The 18559-nt window shown below is 59.9% G+C and carries 15 protein-coding genes; 7 read left to right on the top strand and 8 right to left on the bottom strand.

Features of this window, described 5'->3' with window-relative positions; all coding sequences use genetic code 11:
- Positions 1-171 precede the first annotated feature (171 nt).
- Positions 172-2727, bottom strand: a complete 2556-nt coding sequence (gene acnB / locus HQL63_12655) for a bifunctional aconitate hydratase 2/2-methylisocitrate dehydratase (GenBank protein MBF0177680.1) — start codon at positions 2725-2727, stop codon at positions 172-174.
- Positions 2728-2793: 66 nt separating this feature from the next.
- Positions 2794-3846 carry a S49 family peptidase gene (locus HQL63_12650; protein ID MBF0177679.1) on the bottom strand — a complete coding sequence of 351 codons (1053 nt, stop codon included), beginning with the start codon at positions 3844-3846 and terminating at the stop codon, positions 2794-2796.
- A 338-nt stretch (positions 3847-4184) separates the two neighbouring features.
- Between HQL63_12650 and HQL63_12645 the strand changes: the two genes are divergently transcribed.
- From HQL63_12645 to cobO, 4 genes are read left to right on the top strand one after another with little or no spacing between them, the layout of a single operon-like run.
- Entirely contained in the window at positions 4185-6590 is a 2406-nt protein-coding gene (locus HQL63_12645; GenBank protein MBF0177678.1) for a TolC family protein, read from the top strand.
- Between the two features lie 6 nt (positions 6591-6596).
- Complete coding sequence (locus HQL63_12640; GenBank protein ID MBF0177677.1) at positions 6597-8513, top strand: SUMF1/EgtB/PvdO family nonheme iron enzyme; 1917 nt, start codon at positions 6597-6599, stop codon at positions 8511-8513.
- A complete protein-coding gene (locus tag HQL63_12635) occupies positions 8510-9841 on the top strand; it encodes an HlyD family type I secretion periplasmic adaptor subunit (protein MBF0177676.1) in 1332 nt (443 codons plus the stop codon). The genes HQL63_12640 and HQL63_12635 overlap by 4 nt, the downstream gene beginning before the upstream one ends.
- Positions 9842-9900: 59 nt before the next feature.
- Positions 9901-10440: a cob(I)yrinic acid a,c-diamide adenosyltransferase gene (gene cobO, locus HQL63_12630; protein MBF0177675.1), complete on the top strand. Its 540-nt coding sequence runs from the start codon at positions 9901-9903 to the stop codon at positions 10438-10440.
- Positions 10441-10544: 104 nt separating this feature from the next.
- Here cobO and HQL63_12625 read toward each other — a convergent pair whose 3' ends face one another.
- The 4 genes from HQL63_12625 to HQL63_12610 form a co-directional block, all read right to left on the bottom strand.
- Positions 10545-12419 carry a bifunctional (p)ppGpp synthetase/guanosine-3',5'-bis(diphosphate) 3'-pyrophosphohydrolase gene (locus HQL63_12625; GenBank protein MBF0177674.1) on the bottom strand — a complete coding sequence of 625 codons (1875 nt, stop codon included), beginning with the start codon at positions 12417-12419 and terminating at the stop codon, positions 10545-10547.
- A gap of 292 nt (positions 12420-12711) precedes the next feature.
- Positions 12712-13302, bottom strand: a complete 591-nt coding sequence (locus tag HQL63_12620) for an H-type lectin domain-containing protein (protein ID MBF0177673.1) — start codon at positions 13300-13302, stop codon at positions 12712-12714.
- A gap of 225 nt (positions 13303-13527) precedes the next feature.
- Entirely contained in the window at positions 13528-14361 is an 834-nt protein-coding gene (locus HQL63_12615) for a spermidine synthase (protein MBF0177672.1), read from the bottom strand.
- A complete protein-coding gene (locus HQL63_12610) occupies positions 14358-14765 on the bottom strand; it encodes a hypothetical protein (protein ID MBF0177671.1) in 408 nt (135 codons plus the stop codon). Before HQL63_12610 ends, HQL63_12615 begins: the two co-directional genes overlap by 4 nt.
- Positions 14766-14809: 44 nt before the next feature.
- On the opposite strand from HQL63_12610, the gene tsaE reads away from it, so the two are divergent.
- From tsaE to HQL63_12595, 3 genes are read left to right on the top strand one after another with little or no spacing between them, the layout of a single operon-like run.
- Positions 14810-15412, top strand: coding sequence for a tRNA (adenosine(37)-N6)-threonylcarbamoyltransferase complex ATPase subunit type 1 TsaE (gene tsaE / locus HQL63_12605; GenBank protein ID MBF0177670.1), 603 nt, complete (start codon positions 14810-14812; stop codon positions 15410-15412).
- On the top strand, positions 15315-16340 hold the full coding sequence (locus tag HQL63_12600; GenBank protein MBF0177669.1) for a phosphotransferase: 1026 nt from the start codon (positions 15315-15317) through the stop codon (positions 16338-16340). The genes tsaE and HQL63_12600 overlap by 98 nt, the downstream gene beginning before the upstream one ends.
- The gene (locus HQL63_12595) at positions 16337-17005 is read left to right on the top strand and encodes a nucleotidyltransferase family protein (protein ID MBF0177668.1); all 669 of its coding nucleotides are present in this window, start codon (positions 16337-16339) and stop codon (positions 17003-17005) included. The genes HQL63_12600 and HQL63_12595 overlap by 4 nt, the downstream gene beginning before the upstream one ends.
- Here HQL63_12595 and HQL63_12590 read toward each other — a convergent pair whose 3' ends face one another.
- Entirely contained in the window at positions 17006-17800 is a 795-nt protein-coding gene (locus HQL63_12590; protein ID MBF0177667.1) for a hypothetical protein, read from the bottom strand.
- The coding region (locus tag HQL63_12585; GenBank protein MBF0177666.1) for a VTT domain-containing protein at positions 17797-18559 on the bottom strand (763 nt) is incomplete at its 5' end. The genes HQL63_12590 and HQL63_12585, both read right to left, overlap by 4 nt.

Below are 18559 nucleotides of genomic sequence, written 5' to 3'. Positions count from 1 at the left end.
TGTCAGAGAAAATTTACGCCACATCAGGCAATTAGGTCAATGTCGGGCACCACCATCTTCTGGTGCGATAAGCCCCCGGAATCCATATTGAGCCAAAAAAAAGGGGGCAGAGCCCCCCGACATGTTTTGAACAGATCCCGGCCAGATGATTCGGAATCGAATCAGACTGCGTCACCCCTTCTGGATGGGAATGACGACACCCTTGTTTTCATACCCTTTGATCAGGTGGAAGTTCAGATATTTGTAGGTATCTCCGGCTTTGGGTTCGATCTTGTCCCGCACCAGGTTCATGTATTCGTCCACGGTGGGAATCTTGCCCAGGATGGCGCAAACGGCGGCCAACTCGGCGGAACCGAGATAGGTCCGGGCCCCCTTGCCCATCCGGTTGTCGAAGTTTCGGGTGGAGGTGGAGAAGACGGTGACGTTGTCGCGCACCCGGGCCTGGTTGCCCATGCAGAGGGAGCAGCCGGGAATTTCGGTGCGTGCGCCGGATTTGCCGAAGATGCTGTAGACCCCCTCCTCCACGAGCTGTTCCTCGTCCATTCGGGTGGGGGGAACGACCCACATGCGACCAGGAACCGGCGGGGCGCCGTCAAGAATACGGGCGGCGGCGCGGAAGTGGCCGATATTGGTCATGCAGGAACCCAGGAACACCTCATCAATCTTGTCCCCGGCGACCTGTGAAAGGGGTTTGACATCGTCCGGGTCGTTGGGGCAGGCAACGATGGGTTCTTTGATCTCGTTCATGTCGATTTCAAAGACATGGGCATATTCGGCATTGGCGTCCGGTTCCAACAGGACCGGGTTGGCCAGCCAGGCCTCCATTTGAGCGATGCGCCGTTTGATGGCATCGGCGCTTTGGTAGCCCTGGTTCAGCATGTTTTTGAAGAGGGTGACGTTGGAGCGGAGGTACTCTTCGACCGGTTCCCTGGCCAGACGCACCGTGCAGGCGGTGGCGGAACGCTCGGCGGAGGCGTCGGACAACTCGAAGGCCTGTTCCACTTTAAGGTTGGGCAACCCTTCGATTTCCAGGATGGTGCCGGCGAAAATATTCTTTTTGCCCTTTTTGGCGACCGTCAGCAGACCCCTCTGGATGGCCACCCAGGGAATGGCGTTGACAAGATCCCGCAGGGTGATGCCGGGTTGCATGGTGCCCTTGAAACGGATCAGGACCGACTCGGGCATCTCCAGGGGCATGATGCCCGTGGCAGCGGCAAAGGCGACGAGACCGGAGCCAGCCGGGAAGGAGATGCCGATGGGGAAGCGGGTATGCGAGTCCCCACCGGTGCCCACCGCATCCGGCAGGACCATCCGGTTGACCCAGGAGTGGACGACGCCATCTCCAACGCGCAGGGCGACGCCACCGCGATCCGTGAAAAATCCGGGCAGGGTTTTGTGGGTCTTGATATCCACGGACTTGGGATAGGCGGCGGTATGGCAGAAACTCTGCATGACAAGATCAGCCGAAAAGCCCAGGCAGGCCAACTCTTTGATCTCGTCGCGGGTCATGGGGCCGGTGGTATCCTGGGAGCCCACGGTGGACATGGCTGGCTCGCAGTAGGTGCCGGGCCGCACGCCGGGCAACCCGCAGGCTTTGCCGACCATCTTCTGCGCGAGTGTGTACCCTTTGCCGGTGTCGGGCGGGACGCTGGGTTGTTGAAAGAGGGTGGCCGGGGGCAGCCCCAGGATTTCCCGGGCGCGGGCGGTCAACTTTCGGCCAATGATCAGGTTGACGCGGCCACCGGCACGAAACTCGTCCGGCAGGGTGCGGGGTTGCAACTGGAAAGAGGAGACCTGTTGACCATCCCGGGTGATGGAACAGGTTTTGGTGTTGATGGTAATCACATCACCGGATTTCAACTGGCTGACATCGCACTGGATGGGCAGCATGCCGGAATCTTCCGCGGTATTGAAGAAGATCGGCGCGATCGTGCCGCCGATGACCACCCCTCCCGTCCGTTTGGCCGGAACGTATGGGATATCCTGTCCGATGCACCAGATCAGGGAGTTGGCCGCCGATTTGCGCGAGGAACCGGTTCCCACCACATCGCCGACGAAGGCGAGCGGATGGCCTTTCTGGCGCAGGGCTTCGATCTCCTGGAGGGATCCGGGTTTCCGGTTGACCAGCATGGATTTGGCATGCATGGGGATATCGGGACGGCTCCACGCCTCCGAGGCCGGGGAGAAGTCGTCCGTGTTGATTTCGCCGTCCACCTTGAAGACCGTTGCGGTCACGGTTTCAGGCAGCTCGGCGCGTGAGGTAAACCAGGTGGCATCGGCCCAGTTTTGCAAAATCTGTTTGGCGCCGGCATTGCTTTTGGCCTTGGCGACGACGGTTTCAAATTTGTCATAGACGAGAAGGGTATTGGACAACGCGGCCACGACATCCTGGAGCAGGGCCTGATTGTCCAGCAGGTCGATCAGAGGTTGGACGTTGAATCCGCCCATCATGGAGCCGAGCAGGCGCACGGCATCAGCAGGTTTGATGACCGGGCAGGAGACCTTGCCCTTGGCCACATCGCCAAGGAATTCGGCTTTGACTTGCGAAGCATCATCCACACCGGGGGGAACCTGATTGGCCAGCAGATCGGCCAAAAATTTTTCCTCACCGGCGGGGGGATTTTGCAACAGCTTGACCAGGGCCCGGGTTTGCTCGGCATCCAGGGGCAACGGGGGGACGCCTTCTTTCTGTCGATCAGCTACGTGTTGGCGGTATGCCACTAACATGTCGTTCTCCTTTGGGGTCGATGCGAGGGTCAACAGTGGGAAAATTCCCGTGTCCGTCAGGCGGTGTCATCGCCAGGGAGATCCCTGCCGCCATTGCAGAGCGGCGGACGTAGAACTAACAAGTCGATCCGTGACGCGAGCCATCCAATCTTCCTTGTGCGTAAAATTGACCATTCTTTCTTCCCGGACAAGCTCCCGGGCAATCCAACGATCCGAACCCAGACCATCCACCAGGCCCAGGGATACGGCATCCTCTCCCGTCCAGAAGAGTCCATTGAACAATTTTTCATTGGTGCCCTTCAACCGATCCCCCCGGCCTTTACGGACAGCGCTGATAAATTGCTGGTGGATTTTGTTGAGCATGTTTTGCGCATGGATCTTTTCCTCCGGCTTGACATCCTGGAAGGGATCCAGGAAGGCCTTGTGTTCACCGGAGGTCAGGGTACGGCTCTCCATACCCAACTTTTCCAGGGTGGATTTCAAACCGAAGGATTGCATGACCACACCGATGGAGCCGACCAGGGAGGCCTTGTCGGCGTAGATCTCTTTGGCGGCGGCGGCGATGTAATAGCCACCCGACGCGCAAATGTCCTCCACGGCGGCATAGACGGGTATGGATGGATGCTTTGACCGCAACCGCATGACTTCGTCGAAAATCATGCCGGCCTGGGCCGGACTCCCCCCGGGAGTGTTGATCCGCAGAATGACGCCGCGCGTTTTTTTATCGTCAAAGGCAGATTTCAATCCGCTGATGACGCTATCGGCGTTGCCCTCGGTTTCCGGCATGATAACGCCGTAAATGTCCACCGCAGCGGTGTGGTTTTGTGCCAGGGAGAGCGAATCCATTTCCATGCCCTTGCCGCTGTCGATGGCGACCAACGCCAGCACAGCGACCAAAAAAAGGGCCAGAAAGAGGCGAAACCAGTTTTTGCCCCGATGGATCGCCCTTTGGGCACGCAGGTTCTCCAAAAACAGGCGCTCCAGGGCCTGCCTTTCGGCGTCACGGGACTCTTCCAGGTGGGTCAAAAAATCGGCAGGAATGAAACTCCCGCACAGGGAAGGACGGGGGTCGCGTTCCTGTGGGTCAGGGGGCTGGAGGGAGGGTTCCGTTTTGTCCATGGGCCGGGGGGGCCTCCTGTCTGCGACGCAGTTTCTGACCGGGAATGATCCTCGGCGCAATCACAAAAAAAGCCCCGACTGTGGGAGGCTTGGTTTACCAAAAAAATTCTGCTCAAAGCTTTTCTTGCAGGGGTACTGAAACCATAGTCACAAAAATCCCTTCATTGTACCACAATTCAGGAGCGTGTCACCACCTTCCGTGTGGGACAAGGCAGGGTCTCGTCCCGACCGAGCCGACATGACGCTAAAGTCGACCGCCGCTGCAATCCTCGGGGTTTGGCCCATGTATTGCTCTACCCTTGTCGAGATTTGTCCCCTTCTACTGGCGCGGGGTTCCCATGCCTCATCCTCCATATCTGTTCCTGAAACGTTCCACCCTGATCGGGGGGTGTCTTTCCCTTGCTATTCTGATGGTTTATCAGCCTGGTGGGGCTGACATTCGCTCCTTCTGGACAGCTGTGGACAATGCCCAGGCCAACAACCCACAGATCCACAAGGCAGAGGCCATTCTGCGTGCCACCTTGGAGGAGAACCCCAAAACACTGGCCAAACTCCTGCCTCTGGCCAACCTGCGAGCCGGAAAGAACTTGCATGACGAGACCCGCTACATCAAACAGGGGGTAAGCAGTAAAAATTTGTCCTCGGTCGTGGAGTTGTCTCTGCGCCAACCCCTTTATAATCGCCATGACGCCCTGGGGCATGAACAGAGCGACGCCGTGGTGCGGGCTGCTCTAGCCGACCTGGAAGATGCCCGGCAGCAGGTGGCCCTGAGCGTGGCCACTGTCGCCGCCAACTGGCTTGAGGCAAGGGAAGTTCTTGATCTCGGCGAAAAATATCGCAAGGTCACAAAACGTCACCGGGACGTAAACCGCATGCGTCAAAAAGCCGGCGAGTCCACAGCTACGGATGTGGAGACCTCTTCATCCCGTGCCGAACAGGCCGAAGCCAGTTATGTCCAATCCCTCAATACCCTGGAGAAGGCAGCCATCGCCTTCCGGGAGGTGGTCGGAGCCAATCCATCCCCGGACATGACCCTGCCGGAGCTCTCCTGGCGGGAACCTGCGGATTGGCGGGAACCGGAAAAGTTGCAGGATCAATTGCAAAAGTGGATCGGGAACAGGCCGGATCTTCAGGCCGCCGAAGCACGTCTGGATGCCGCCCGATATGCGGTCAAAATTGAGCGCTCCTCCCACTATCCGACCGTGGATCTGAACTACCGGGCCAGCCGCACCTGGGATTCGGAACTTGGCGGAAGTTCGGGTATATCGATCAAAGACACCGTCGAGGCGCAGACCCTTTTGGTCAGTCTCAATGTACCCCTGTTCAGTGGCGGGGAGACCAGTGCGCGCGTTCGTGAGGCCAAAGGTCGTAAAGAGAACCTGATGGCCCAACTGCAAGCCATCCGCAACCAGGCCATGCGGGATGTCAATCAGGCCAGGATGGATATCAAAAACCAGCAGGTTTCGATCATTTGGCTGACCAAGGCTTTGCAATCGAACGAAAAAGCCCTGACCGGCATGGAGGAGGAGTTTCAAGCGGGAACGCGCACCCTGCTGGAGTTGCTGGATGTCCAATACGAAGTGTTGACCCTGAACACCAACCTGGTCCGCAACCGGTATCAGGAGCAGTTGGCGCGCATCCGGCTCTGGCAGGCGTTGGGTGTCCCCTTGCGTCCAGACTCTCCCACAACATTCGTCGCCCTTCTGGAGTCGGGAGGAGTCATCGATACCCGTGGCAACAAGCCCCAGCATCTGGCATCCATGGAGCTTCATACGGATGTTGGAACTTCCCAACTGCACGCGATACGGCCCGCTGAAATTGCGCAGGATACCAGGTCGGAAGCGATCGGGCCAAACGCCCATGCGGCACAAAAACCCGCCGAGGTTGCACAGGATGCCAAGTCGGAAGCGGTCGGGCCAAACGCCCATGCGGCACAAAAACCCGCCGAGGTTGCGCAGGATGCCAAGTTGGAAGCGGTCGGGCCAAACGCCCATGCGGCGCAAAAACCTGCCCGGAACGGGAAGACCGGAAAAGAACCCGACCTGACGGAGGATTTGCTCCTGGAGTCCATCGGACAGTTGACCGCCAACCTGAAAAAATATGCGCCGGAACCGGCCAAGGAGCCAGGAACCTCTCTCCAGGGGGTTGCCGATGTCCCAACCGGTCCGACCAAAGATGCGGCCAAGGGCGCCGGCAGCCCCTCCGGCCAGCAGTCGGTCAGCCCCACCAACAGCAAACCGGACGCCACGCAGGAACTCGATGCCTTGTTGGAGGTGTACACCTCCGCAATTCTGGCGGAGAAAGATATACCCGAGCCCTTGCACCGGGCGGTCGCCAGGGTGCTGCGTCAGCACCTGCCACCCCTGACACGTACCGACGATGCCGCGACGAGCGCGGAAAAGAATACAGCCATTGCCGCTCCGTTGCCCATGGCCAACCCGGCCAGCGGGAATTATCCCTCTCACTGGCCACAACTGAAGAGTGGCCCTTATCTGGTCCACATGGGCGCCTATCGAAACGAGCAGGAGTGCCGCGAACTGGCGGAAAATCTGGCCAAGGAGAACATTCCCACCTGGATGGATATGGTGCGTACACCCGATGATAAAAAGATTGTCCGCTTGCTGGTCGGGCCTTTCGCCTCGTATGATCATGTCTTGAAAGTGGTCAAAACCCTTTCCGGGCAGACAGGCTTGGCTGTGGGTTGGATACAAAATCCCTACTGGCAGGAGTGGCGCAAGTCTTAACCCGGCATGGACAAGGCGAAGAAGACCAAAACGGCTCAAAAGAGCGTCGTCGATGAACTCTCCCTGGCGGATGCGGCGCGATTGATCGGGCATTTCACCCCCGGTTATCGCGTCGTCCGCTCCCTGGGAAGCGGCACCTACGGGCATGTGTTCCTTGCCGAGGATGATTGGAAAAGGGTGGCGGTCAAGATCGTCCCTCTGGCCCTGCGCTCCAAAATGTCATCGGGCGAACCGGTCTCGAACCAGGAGTTCTCCAGCCTGGATTGGGTGCAAACCACGACCAACTGGGAGCGGTTGCACCACCCCTCCCTGGTAAGGGTCCGGGACTTTTTTAAATACCAGGAGAACGATCCGAACGCCCGCGTCGCTCTCTACGGGCTGATCTACATGGATTTTTGGCCATGGTCGTTGCGAGAGTGCATACGGAATCTCCGGAAGGAGGGGCGTTACACCCCTGTCCGGCAGAGGGCCTTGCTCTGCAACCTGGCCGAGGCCCTGCACCGCCTGCACAAGGAGACGGGCCTTTTGATCACCGACCTGAAGCCGGACAATATCCTGCTTCATCTCTGCGCACATGGACCGCTTTCTCTTGGTTTCATCGATTTGGGCGGTGTGTGTCGCGACGGTGCGGCGGACTATCCCCGGGTGGACACCACCAGTGCCTATCTGGCCCCCGAAATCGTGGATAAAAAGTCATCCCAGATGGATGAAGCCGCCGTGATCTACAGCTTTGGTCTGATCGGCTTTTTGATTCTGGAAGGACATCGGCCCTATCACGAGGTGCCCTTTACCGGCTCCTTCTACAAAGCCTTTCAGCACCACTCCGGGGTGAATTGGTCACCGGGTGTTCGGCAAGCCCTGCCTGGCTGTGTGGCCATCGTGGAACGTTGCCTGCGGAAAAATCCTCGTGAGCGATTCACCAGTTTTGCCGCGCTTGTGGTTGCGTTGCGGCAGGAGAGAGATGCCTCCGAGACCTTGCTCCATGCCGCCAACATCTCCCTGGTCAAGGCCACTCTCCCCCCCTCCGATGAGTTGCCGGTTCCCGGAACGATCTGGCGCGAGCCTGTCACCGGCCTGGAGTTTGTATGGGTTCCGCCAGGCTCCTGCAAAATGGGACAAAACAAGGGCGAGCACAACACACTCGTGAAAATGTTCGGCGACGAAAAATATGCCGACTGGTTCGCCCAGGAGCAACCCCGGCATTTGGTGGAACTGGATGGATTCTGGATCGGTCGCACCCCGGTCACCCGGGGTCAATGGGCGCAGTTTGCCGAAGCCTGTCTTTATCTGTCCGATGCCCAGAAGGTTGGATTCGCCACCGGCATGGGGAAAGGCGGTTGGGGCGAACACAAGCATCTCAGCTGGTTGCAACCTGGATTCGGGCAGGAGGATACCCATCCGGCTGTCTGCCTCAGCTGGTTCGATGCCCGGGCGTTTGCCGCGTGGTTGGGACTGAACTCCGACATCACCTATAACCTGCCTACCGAGGCCCAATGGGAATACGCCTGCCGGGCCGGCACGGAAACGCCCTTTCACTTTGGGACAACCCTGCACACCGATTATTGCAACTATGACGGCAACGGGGTTTACGCCGATGGTAAAAAGGGAGAGAATCGTCGCGGCACAACGGCGGTGGGTATTTTCCCGGCCAATGCCTTCGGTCTGCATGACATGCACGGCAACGTCTGGGAGTGGTGTGCCGACTGCCACGATGAAAACATGTACAACACCCCTGCGGCGCGCCAAAAAAATCCCATCTGCCCGGAGCGTACCCCCTACAAGGTGCGCCGTGGCGGCGCCTGGAGTTTTGCCCCGGCCTATCTGCGCTCCGGCTATCGTGGCCGGGGCCGTCCCGATCACTGCTCGACAGACGGCGGCTTCCGTCTGATCGCCGCGATTGCTCAAGGATCCCCCCTGCCATGAAGCTTTTTGCCACCACACCCGATCCCTTGCATATTCGCCCCATCGAAGCCATGGGCGACCTGCGGGATGCAGGCGGCGACTTGTTGATTCGCAACACCTGGAAAATCATTCTGCTGGTCTTTCTTCCCGTGCTGCTCTGGTCCACGCTGGCCAGGCTTGAAGAGGTTTCTCACGTTCAGGGACAGGTGTTGCCCAGCGGTTCCGTGCAGGTGGTGCAACATCTGGAAGGTGGCATCGTGGCGGAAATCCTTGTCAGCGAGAGTCAGCTTGTGGAGCAGGGTGATATCATGTTCCGGCTGGATCGAAATCAAAGCCTGCCGGAGCAGGAGCAGATGGAGCTCAAAATTGCCTCCCTGCAAGCCAGCGCCATCCGCCTGCGGGCCTTCGCAGCGGGCAAGGAACCTGATTTTGCCGAACTTCTGCCACGTTTTGCCACGATTGTCGCCGCCCAGAAGGAGAACCATCAACGCCAGACACAAAGCCTGAAAAGCAACCTGGCCGTTCTGGACGCACAGATCGCCCAACGTCGCCTGGACCTGAAACAGGTCAAGGATGCACTCGGCATTGCCCGGCAACAGGATACCGTCACCGCCGACATGCTGAAAATTCGCCAGGATCTGGTTGACAGGCAGGCCATTTCCAAGGTGATCTATCTGGAGACCAAACGCGCCCATCTGGCCGCCCAGGGAGAGGTGGAACGCCTGCAAAAACAGATGGCCAATATTCAAGGCGCCCTGACCGAGACCGAACAACGCCGCAGCAAGTTGACCACCGACACCCGCCAGCAGGCCAGCAACGAACTGGCCGTCAGCATGAACGAACTTTCCCAGATTCGGGACTCCCTGACACGCATTTCCGATCAGGTGGTGCGCCTGGATGTGCGCTCTCCGGTTCGGGGTCTGGTCCAGGAGCTCCGGGTGCAGACGCCGGGTGTTGTGGTTCCCCCGGGCGGCACGCTGGCTGAAATCGTTCCGGTCAACGATCACCTGCAAATCGAGGTGCGCATTCCACCCCAGGATGTCGGAAGGATCACCAAAGACCAGGCGGTCCTGGTCAAGTTGAGCAGCTATGAGTTTTCCCGTTTTGGCACTCTCGATGGCCACCTGGTCAACATCTCTCCCAGCACCCTGAGTCAGGAGGGAAGTCAACCCTATTTCAAGGGTGTGATCACTTTGGAGAAAAATTTTGTCGGTGACATCCCGGGCGTGCATCGCATCCTCCCCGGCATGTTGGCGCAGGTGGATATCACCCTCGGCGCCCGGTCCGTTCTGGCTACCCTTCTGCACCCCATGAGCACGGCGGTCCAGGAGGCCTTCAAGGAGCGGTAAGCAACCTCTTGCGAACATAACTGTTTGTCACAAGGTACGATGGATTGGCAGGAACGACGATGACGACAGATCAAGCGGAAAAACGTGGCCTGGTGGTGGTCTTGACGGGAGACGGCAAGGGAAAGTCCTCCAGCGCCTTCGGCATGGTGCTGCGGGCTGCGGGTTGGGGCATGCGGGTGTGTGTCATCCAGTTCGTCAAGGGCAAGTGGAAGACCGGCGAGGAGCGCGCTGCATCCCTCTTCAAGGAGATCTCCTGGCATGCCATGGGGGATGGCTTTACCTGGAACACCAACGATCCTTCGCAAGACAAGGCTACCACGCAGCGCATCTGGGCATTTTGTCAGGAACAGGTCCGGAGTCACGCCTTTGACATGGTGGTGTGGGACGAAATCAATTTTGCCGTGGGCATGGGATGGTTGACCGGGTCCGAGGTGGCTACGTTCATTCGGCAGGAAAAGCCCCCCCACCTGCATTTGATCCTGACCGGACGCAACGCGGCTCCGGAGTTGATCGAGGTGGCCGATACGGTCACCGAAATGCGGGAGGTCAAACATGCCTTCAAGGCCGGCATCAAAGCCACACGGGGCATCGAATTCTAAGCGCCCCGGTAACTATTCACCACCCGGCCACGCATCGGGATCCAGGGAGCTGGCTCCCCGGTAAGGAGTTGGCCAGGGATGTGCGCCACCCTCGGCATGGTCCCTCACCCTTTCCAGTGGTAACTCTTGATCTCTTTGACCGAGGGAACGCACATCAGGGCGTTGAGAACGCTCCCGAGGGTAAAGGGATCCTTGCCCCCCATTTCGATGGCGATGGTATAGACCGAGCCCGACCGACCTTTGCTTTGGATGGAGTGGCCATTGATGCCGTACTTCGCCATGAGTTCGAGGACCGGCAACAAAGCGCCGGTCTGATGGTCCAGCGTGAAGGTGACATTGAGGGTCTCGGAAACCGGACTCAGATTCCACCCCCCTTTCTCCCAAAGTGGACCCTGGGCCTTGGGGCAATCGGCGCGATGCACGATCCATTGTCCATCGGCGGAGATGCGTCCCACCACCGCATCACCCGGCACGGGGAAACAGCATGCGGACCAACGCAAATCCGGTGCGCCCAGGGAGGTCAGAAGGAATTGTCCATCCAGCTTCCGTTCGACCCCTTTGACCGGAATTTTTTGCTCTTTCATGGCCTGTTTGATCATGGTGCGCGCCCGTGCGGTTTTCACCACATCGATCCAGGCCCGCTGGGGACGCCCCCCTTTGGCGGTCAAAATCTGGACCACGTCACCATCGGCCAGGGGTTGTTCCGGCGGACACTGGATCCCGTTGACCCGAGCGCCGACGCAATGCTGGCCCAGCTCGGTATGAACCAGATACGCAAAATCGACCACCACCGACCCCACGGGAAAGGTCAGGCGATCCCCTTTCGGGGTGTAGACATCCAGGAGGTCGGGCAGCACATGGGCATGCACCTCGGACATGCGCAAATCGCTGTCACCCAACGTGGCCAAGAGGCTCATATAACGGCTGATATCCGGACCACTCTTGCCCCAGTTGGCCAGGATGCCCATCCGGTTGGCTTCCTCATCCCGGGGGTTGACGATATGCACTTTGAGGGGGTGACCTTCCCAAATCACCCGCGTGGTCAAGGCGCGGAAACCGTTGACACGCGGGGCATTGAGGTAGTCCCGAATATGGCGCGGCAGGGGCCCGAAAAAACTGTGAACCCGCCCCAAAACCCGCCAGGCGGTATCGTCGTCGGGCACGAGCAGCTTCAGGCGGTAGACTGGCCAACCCACACGGGACAACTGCCCGGTACCGGGCTTTTCCGCCAGCAGGAAATAATCGCCAATCTTTTTGGGCTCCAGGATATAGTCCAACGCCAAACCCTCACCAACGACGGCATGCAGCTGGTGGGTAAGCCGTTCCATGCTCTCCGCACCCCGCTTTTGCAGAGAGATCAAGGTTTTTCTGGCCCTTAGCGTCTGAATGGGCATCAGGTGGGGCAACAGGCGTTCGATCAAAGTGTCGGCCAGGGATATCATGCCGAGGCGCCGGGCCACGCCCACATAGATCAATCCCATGCTGGCCTTGATTTTGCTCTTGGCCGGTCCGTGGACATGCAGGGATTCCGAGTTGTGCAGCCAATCAAAGGTCTTGACCACCAACACCCGCAAATCCTTGGAAGCGGCAGCCAGGATGCGGCGATAGGTGGCGACCATATCACCGGCCCCGGTCTGGAGATTGCGGATCTTCGAGAGCGAGCGCACCATGGCTGCAACATCTGAACTGTATCGCTCGATGCGGTTCTCCGCATCCAGGCTTGCTGGCGCGTCCTCGATGGCGTCGTGCAGCAGGGCCGCACAAATCGCGTTGACATCGATCAGCCCCCAGGTCAAACAGCTATGTGCAACGCTGATGACGTGGGTCACGTAGGGTGTTCCATCCAGCTTGCGCATCTGCCCGGCGTGGAACGCGCAGGCCATTTCCGCCGCCGCAGCCACCTGGGCGCCAGCCTCGGCGCCGATACGGTCCCGGGTCAGGTCAACAAGCTCGGTGATTTGTTCCTCGATTGTCTGCATCGATCCACGCTTCCATGCCACAGGGAAGAGGCCAATCCGCAGTATGCAGGGTTTCTGGTAACTTTTCACCACCCGGCCACGAATCGGGGGCCAGGGGGCTGGCTCCCTGGCGGGTCCAGGGCAGCGCCCTGGCGAGGTTCGGGGCGAAGCCCTGACAAAGGCTTTCATGTCCAAGCTTTCTTTGGAAAGGGTGGTGAATAGTTACGGTTCCTGATGGTACCGATCCCACCGATTCCACATTCCCTGTGATGGGTCACATTTCACTGCCCTCAAGTTCACAGCCTCTGCAAGATCACGGACCAAACGCCAACCAATCCACTTGCGCCTCACGGATGCGGGTTTCGGCCCGGGTTTCAAAGACCAGGACAAACTTGCCCACCTCCACCTGCTGGGCGGTGACCCCGAAACGGGGCTGTCCCTCGGCCACTTCCAGGCGCGTAATACCCAAGACGACACGCGGCGGTACTGTAAATGGGGTGCTGAAGGTCACTTCGCTGCGAAACTCCCGGCGGCCTGAAATGATGTCGGCCAGCCGCCACTCCATGTTTTGGATGGAGGTTTGCACGCTGCCCCCTTCCAGGCGCAGAAGACCTCCTGACGACTTTTTCAGAAGGGAGAGCGACTCCTCCGCCGCAGTCAGACGTTGGATGAGTTGGGAGGGAATCTGTTGTTGCATCTGCAACGTCTGTTGTTGCAACGACTCTTGACGGGATTGTACATCAGCCAACTTTTGTTCCCATGCCGGCGTTACCTGGGATGCTCCCACCCACCGGGAAAAAATGGTCCCGGGGGAAGCGGACTCCTGTTGCAAAAGAAGCGATCCGCCGAAACCCAACAGAAGAATCGCAAGGAGGGCAAGCAAAATTTTGTTGACCGGGGTCATCAGGGATCCTCCCGATAGGGGTCCGTAAAAACGATTGAAAAACTGGGATGGAGGTCCAGGAGGAACGGCTGCGCCCTTCCTCCTGGTGGGGTTCGGGGCGAAGCCCTGACAAAGGCTTTCATATCCAAGCTTTTCTTGTCTGGTGGGGTTCGGGGCGAAGCCCTGACAAAGGCTTTCATATCCAAGCATTTTTTGTAAAGAGTGTTGTACCGTTTGTCTCGATCGTTAGAATTCCAGGATATATTTCCACCAGGAAAGCGTCCGCTGCCGGGCAGGATCCAGCAGCTCTGCAAGGGTGAGTTCCCGCTGATTCCTGCGCGACGCCAGAAAGCGTGGCATGCGTCGCAGCCCCAGAGGCTCTGGCCCGGGGGACGCAAAAAGAATGACATTGTTGGAACCGGCGGGACGCAACTGGCGGGTGCAACCGGCAAAGGTGGCTTCGATGGCCGCCGTGGCCTGGGAGAAGGTTTCAGGCTTGCTGCGGGTCAGATTGACGGCCATCACCCCCTGGGGTTCCAGGAGGGTGTGACAGTTTTGGAAAAAGGTCGCTGCAAAGAGCGCTTCCGCCATCCCCTGGGCATTGTAGGCGTCGATCAGGAGCAGATCGAATGGGGGCGGGGAGAGCGGGGAGAGCTGGGAGGCAAGGACATGCAAATAATGGGCGCCGTCATCCAGGTGAATCCGCAACCGGGGAGAGAGCGGCAAGCCAAAATAGTGCCGGGCAATGTCTGGCATGGTGGGCACGATCTCCACAACATCAACCTGACAAGCCGGAAAATGCTCCAACAAAAACCGGGCCATCGTGCCCCCTCCCAGGCCCACCATGAGCGCCCGGCGAGGCTCCGGCTTGAAAGCCAGACTGGCCAGCATGTGGCGCGTATAGGGGAGAACCAGCCGCTGTGGATTGGCGCGGAGAATGCAACTCTGCTTGAGGTAGGTGCCAAAATGGAGAACGCGCAGCGGCCCGTCGTCCACAACCTCCAGGATTTCGCCATTCCATGGGCTGCGGTGCCGCACGATCAAGGCGCTTTGGGTGATGGATCCAGGGGTCAGGTTCATTCGGGTTCGGTGACTTCCATGCGCTCCACGTCGGCCAGGGTGACCGTGCGCCCGTCCAAAGTTTGAAAGGTGCGCATGTGGACCTGTTTCTTGTGGGCTTCATAGCGGGTAGTCTGACCGTTGGCGGCGTTGATCACCCGAATCTGCACCACTTTTTCATTGTCCCGCCAGGTGCGATAGACAAAAATGGTACCCAGGGACACAACAATCGCACCCACCAGCAGCGGCCAACGGGACCGGCTCTGCGCACCGGGACGAGACGCGCCGCCACCAACCGGCGCATAGGCAGATGGCTCGACGCAGGGGGGCAGCGGCGCCGGCGGGAGACGCCGGACAACATGGTAACGTCCTGCCAGATAAACGCCAAGGAGGGCAAAACCGGTTAAGATAAGTTTGAACAGCATGATTTTGTTCTACAAAGTTTATGTTAACGGAGAATAACGGTACCATGACCGCACCCCATTTGCCACGGGAAAAGGGGCATGATGCTGCCGGTACGGTTCGTTTCATGAGCCGCACCACAGGGCAGACCGAAGCGTTTGGAGCAGGCTGGGCACAAATCCTGGAGCCCGGTGCGATCCTTCTCCTTTTTGGCGATCTGGGAGCGGGAAAGACGGTTTTTGCCCGAGGCATCATCCGTGCCCTGCACGGGATTGATGAAGATTTGCTCGTCACCAGTCCTACCTTCACCTTGATGAATCCCTATCTGGATGGCCGTTTGCCGGTCCATCACTTTGACCTCTACCGGCTGGCGGAGCCGGAGGATCTGGTATGGATCGGGGCCGAAGAGTCTTTCGACACCCCGGGCATCTCCCTCATCGAGTGGCCGGAGCGGGGTGGAGAACACATTCCCGATGACCATCTGGCGGTGCGTTTCACGTTTACCACCGGTACGGAATCAGGCCGGCAGATCGACGTTTCTGCCACAGGAGTGACCAGCGAGAGGATATGGCATGCCTTTGTCGAACAGTATGGAACTTCCCCCCCCCATTCAATCTTTTCTCACCGAGCGCCTTGGACCCTCCTGGCAGAGCCAGAAGGTGGCTGGTGATGCCTCGTTCCGCAGTTACCACCGCATCTCCGGATGTGGCGAGCCTCGGATTCTCATGGTGGCGCCTCCCGACAAGGAGGATTCGGCGCCGTTTGTCGATATCTCCCGTTTCCTGAACCGTTTCGGCATCGCCGTCCCCAGGGTGTTGGATGGGGATGTCCAGGCCGGACTGTATCTGCTGGATGATTATGGCGATCTGACTTTTCAACGGGTTTTGGAGTCCCACGACCTCGGCATGGCGGAGACCCTCTACCAGGGTGCCGTCGCCACCCTCCTGGAGGTGCAGGCCACCCCGGTCGATGGCAGTTGTGTGGCGCATCGGCGCCCTTTCGACCATAAACTGCTTCGGTTTGAACTCTCCCTGTTGACCGACTGGTATATCGAAGGGATCCGGAAAACCCCGATCTCCCCTGGTGACCGACACCGTTTCGACCAGGTTTTCGAGCGCCTTCTCGCCGCCATACTGCGGCAACCGGTGGTATTCGTGCATCGTGACTACCACAGCCGCAACCTGATGTGGCTGGCAGGGGAGCGGGTCGGTGTGCTGGACTTTCAGGATGCGGTCATGGGGCCGGTGACCTATGATCTGGCCAGTCTGCTGCGGGATTGTTATGTGGCCTGGGATGCTCCGTTCCGAAAAAAAATCATGACCCTCTGGCGGGAGGGAGCCGTCAGCCGTCTCGGCTACGCCCCCACCTGGGAACAGTTCGAGCGGGATTTCGACTGGATGGCCGTGCAGCGCAATCTCAAAGCGGTGGGCATTTTCGGCCGTCTCTCCCTGCGCGATGGGAAACATGGTTACCTACAGGACATTCCCCGCACCCTCGGTTATGTGCGGGAGACCCTGGCGCGCTATCCCGAACTCAAGGAGTTGGCGGATCTGTTGGCAACCTACGCCCCCGCTGCCGACCAGGAGGTTTTGGCATGAAAGCCATGATCCTGGCCGCCGGGCGGGGCACCCGCCTGCGGGCCTATACGGACCGGATGCCCAAACCCCTGGTTCCCGTGCAGGGGCGTCCGGTCATCGACCATACCCTCCATCGACTGGCTGCCATGGGGTTGCGTCAGGTGGTGATCAACGCCTGGCACCTGGCCGACCTGTTGATGGCCCACATCGGGGACGGCTCGGCCTGGGGCCTTCAGGTCACCTGGTCACGGGAGACGGTCCTCATGGAGACCGGCGGTGGCCTGCGTCAAGCCCTGCCGCTGCTGGGCGAGGAACCCTTCCTTGTCATCAATGGGGACATCCTCTGGAATCTGGATCTGACCCCCTTGTTGACCGCCTTCGCTCCCGCCAGCATGGACGCCCTGCTGGCCCTGGTGGACAATCCCCTCGCCGAACATGGCGATTTTGCCCTGACCGACGATGGCCGGCTCCGGCGCGACCGGGAGAGCCCCAACGCCCTGACCTATGCCGGCATCCAGGTGTGCCACCCCCACGCCCTGGCCCCCTACCCTTGCGAACCCTTCTCCCTGAATCGACTCTTCGACGACAGCATGGCCAAGGGACGCCTTTACGGCCTGCACCTGACTGGCGCCTGGGCCGATATCGGCACCCCGGAACGCTTGGCGCATGCCGAAAAAAATTGGTGACTATTGACCACCCAGGGTGGATTTGATGCGCAACAGGTCGCCATCCAGAGCCGGGTGACCATGCCACCACTGATCATCCGGGGATTGATGCCCCACCCCCAGGCGAACGTTGCGCAGGTGGTCGTCGGTCATGCGGTGGAGCATCTCCCGGACTTCCGGGTTGTCCTGATTCGCCGCCGCTGCCGTGGCTTCCCGCACCTTCATGCGCCCAAGCTCCACCATGCGGTCACCGGTGGTGAACCAGGTTGCCACGAAGCGGGGGGAATGGCAGTCCCGACAGGGGGCTGCACGGGCCTCGGCACGATCGTTGTCCTCCGGGGCCGGCGTGCGTCCGGTCGGGGCCAGGGGGAAAATCCCCGCCCCGGCGTTGTGCCCGCCCTCGTGAAGGTGACAGTAGGCGCAGGTGGGGGCGCGCTGGTTGCCTTCCTTCAGCGGTTGGGCAAGGTCCAGCCGCTCCCCCTCCAGGGTGACGATCACCCCATGCTTGGAGAGGGCATAGCTGCCGACCACCCGCTGGTGACAACCGGTGCAGGCGTCGTTGCGACGGGCGCGGAGCGCCATGGCGCCATCATGTTTCACCCCGTGGCAGGCGCCGCAACCCATGTCTGGGCCATGATGACGGCTCTTTTCCCAGGCGGCGACCAGGGCGGCATCCCGCTCCCGGTGGCAGGAAAGGCAATCCCCACCCTCCGCAACAGAAAGGGGTGCAACATCCGCCGCTGCCGCGTGGAAGACGATCACCATCAGTCCGAACCATGCGAGCGATCCCGCAAGATGTCTCACTTCCAGGCTCATTGTTCCACCGGCAAGCCGTCCAGCCGCCACTGCTTGATGCCACCCAATACCAGATAGACCGGGCCGACGCCCAGGGCGTCCAGCTTGCGGAAAGCCACCGTGGAACGGCGATCCGTATGGCAGAGCACAGCCACGGGACATCCCAGCCCCCGCACCTCCTCCAGCCGATTTTCCAGCTCGGGCAGGGGAATGTTGAGGGAACCTGGAACGTGACCGTTTTCTCCCGTGAAATCCTTGGCATCCCGCACGTCCAACACCGCCAAATTCTCTCCGACCAACAACATCTCCCGCAGACGGGTGACGGTCAGGTGACGTTTGGCCTCGCGCGCCCGTTTGACCCAGCGGGGGATCAGCAGGGCCAATGCCAGCAGGGCCAATGCCCACATGCCAGCGCGGATGGCATCGGCGCCCCCTCCGGCGGCCTCCCTGCCAGCGTATCCCAGCCAGGCGTAAGCCAAACCTCCCGGCGCCATGCAGATCAGCGAGGCCAGGAGATAAGGGGCGAAGCGGATGCGGGTCAACCCCAGGGCGTAGTTGAGCAGATTGAAAGGGAAGATCGGCACCAGCCGGACAAACGCGACAAAGCGCCACCCCTCCGCCTCTACCCCCGCCAGCAGGCGGCCCGCCATCCCCCCCGCCCGTCGCGCCACCCACTCTCCAGCCAGATGACGGGCGATGAGAAAGGCGATCCCCGCCCCCAAGACGGCCATCGGCACAGCGGCGAAACGGCTGCGGGGCCAGGGAAAAGTGGAGATGGAC

The organism is Magnetococcales bacterium (genome assembly GCA_015231175.1).
Taxonomy (GTDB): domain Bacteria; phylum Pseudomonadota; class Magnetococcia; order Magnetococcales; family DC0425bin3; genus HA3dbin3.
The sequence above is the reverse complement of the archived record's forward strand: the minus strand, read 5'-3'. Positions and strand labels throughout refer to the sequence as shown.

Excerpts from the sequence above, each read along its gene's own strand:
- HQL63_12595 (MBF0177668.1), top strand. The coding sequence starts at position 16,337 with ATGAAAGCCATGATCCTGGCCGCCGGGCGGGGCACCCGCCTGCGGGCC.
- HQL63_12645 (MBF0177678.1), top strand. The coding sequence starts at position 4,185 with ATGCCTCATCCTCCATATCTGTTCCTGAAACGTTCCACCCTGATCGGG.
- HQL63_12590 (MBF0177667.1), bottom strand. The coding sequence starts at position 17,800 with ATGAGCCTGGAAGTGAGACATCTTGCGGGATCGCTCGCATGGTTCGGA.
- tsaE (MBF0177670.1), top strand. The coding sequence starts at position 14,810 with ATGACCGCACCCCATTTGCCACGGGAAAAGGGGCATGATGCTGCCGGT.
- cobO (MBF0177675.1), top strand. The coding sequence starts at position 9,901 with ATGACGACAGATCAAGCGGAAAAACGTGGCCTGGTGGTGGTCTTGACG.
- HQL63_12620 (MBF0177673.1), bottom strand. The coding sequence starts at position 13,302 with ATGACCCCGGTCAACAAAATTTTGCTTGCCCTCCTTGCGATTCTTCTG.
- HQL63_12625 (MBF0177674.1), bottom strand. The coding sequence starts at position 12,419 with ATGCAGACAATCGAGGAACAAATCACCGAGCTTGTTGACCTGACCCGG.
- acnB (MBF0177680.1), bottom strand. The coding sequence starts at position 2,727 with ATGTTAGTGGCATACCGCCAACACGTAGCTGATCGACAGAAAGAAGGC.
- HQL63_12635 (MBF0177676.1), top strand. The coding sequence starts at position 8,510 with ATGAAGCTTTTTGCCACCACACCCGATCCCTTGCATATTCGCCCCATC.
- HQL63_12600 (MBF0177669.1), top strand. The coding sequence starts at position 15,315 with ATGCCTTTGTCGAACAGTATGGAACTTCCCCCCCCCATTCAATCTTTT.
- HQL63_12610 (MBF0177671.1), bottom strand. The coding sequence starts at position 14,765 with ATGCTGTTCAAACTTATCTTAACCGGTTTTGCCCTCCTTGGCGTTTAT.
- HQL63_12650 (MBF0177679.1), bottom strand. The coding sequence starts at position 3,846 with ATGGACAAAACGGAACCCTCCCTCCAGCCCCCTGACCCACAGGAACGC.
- HQL63_12615 (MBF0177672.1), bottom strand. The coding sequence starts at position 14,361 with ATGAACCTGACCCCTGGATCCATCACCCAAAGCGCCTTGATCGTGCGG.
- HQL63_12640 (MBF0177677.1), top strand. The coding sequence starts at position 6,597 with ATGGACAAGGCGAAGAAGACCAAAACGGCTCAAAAGAGCGTCGTCGAT.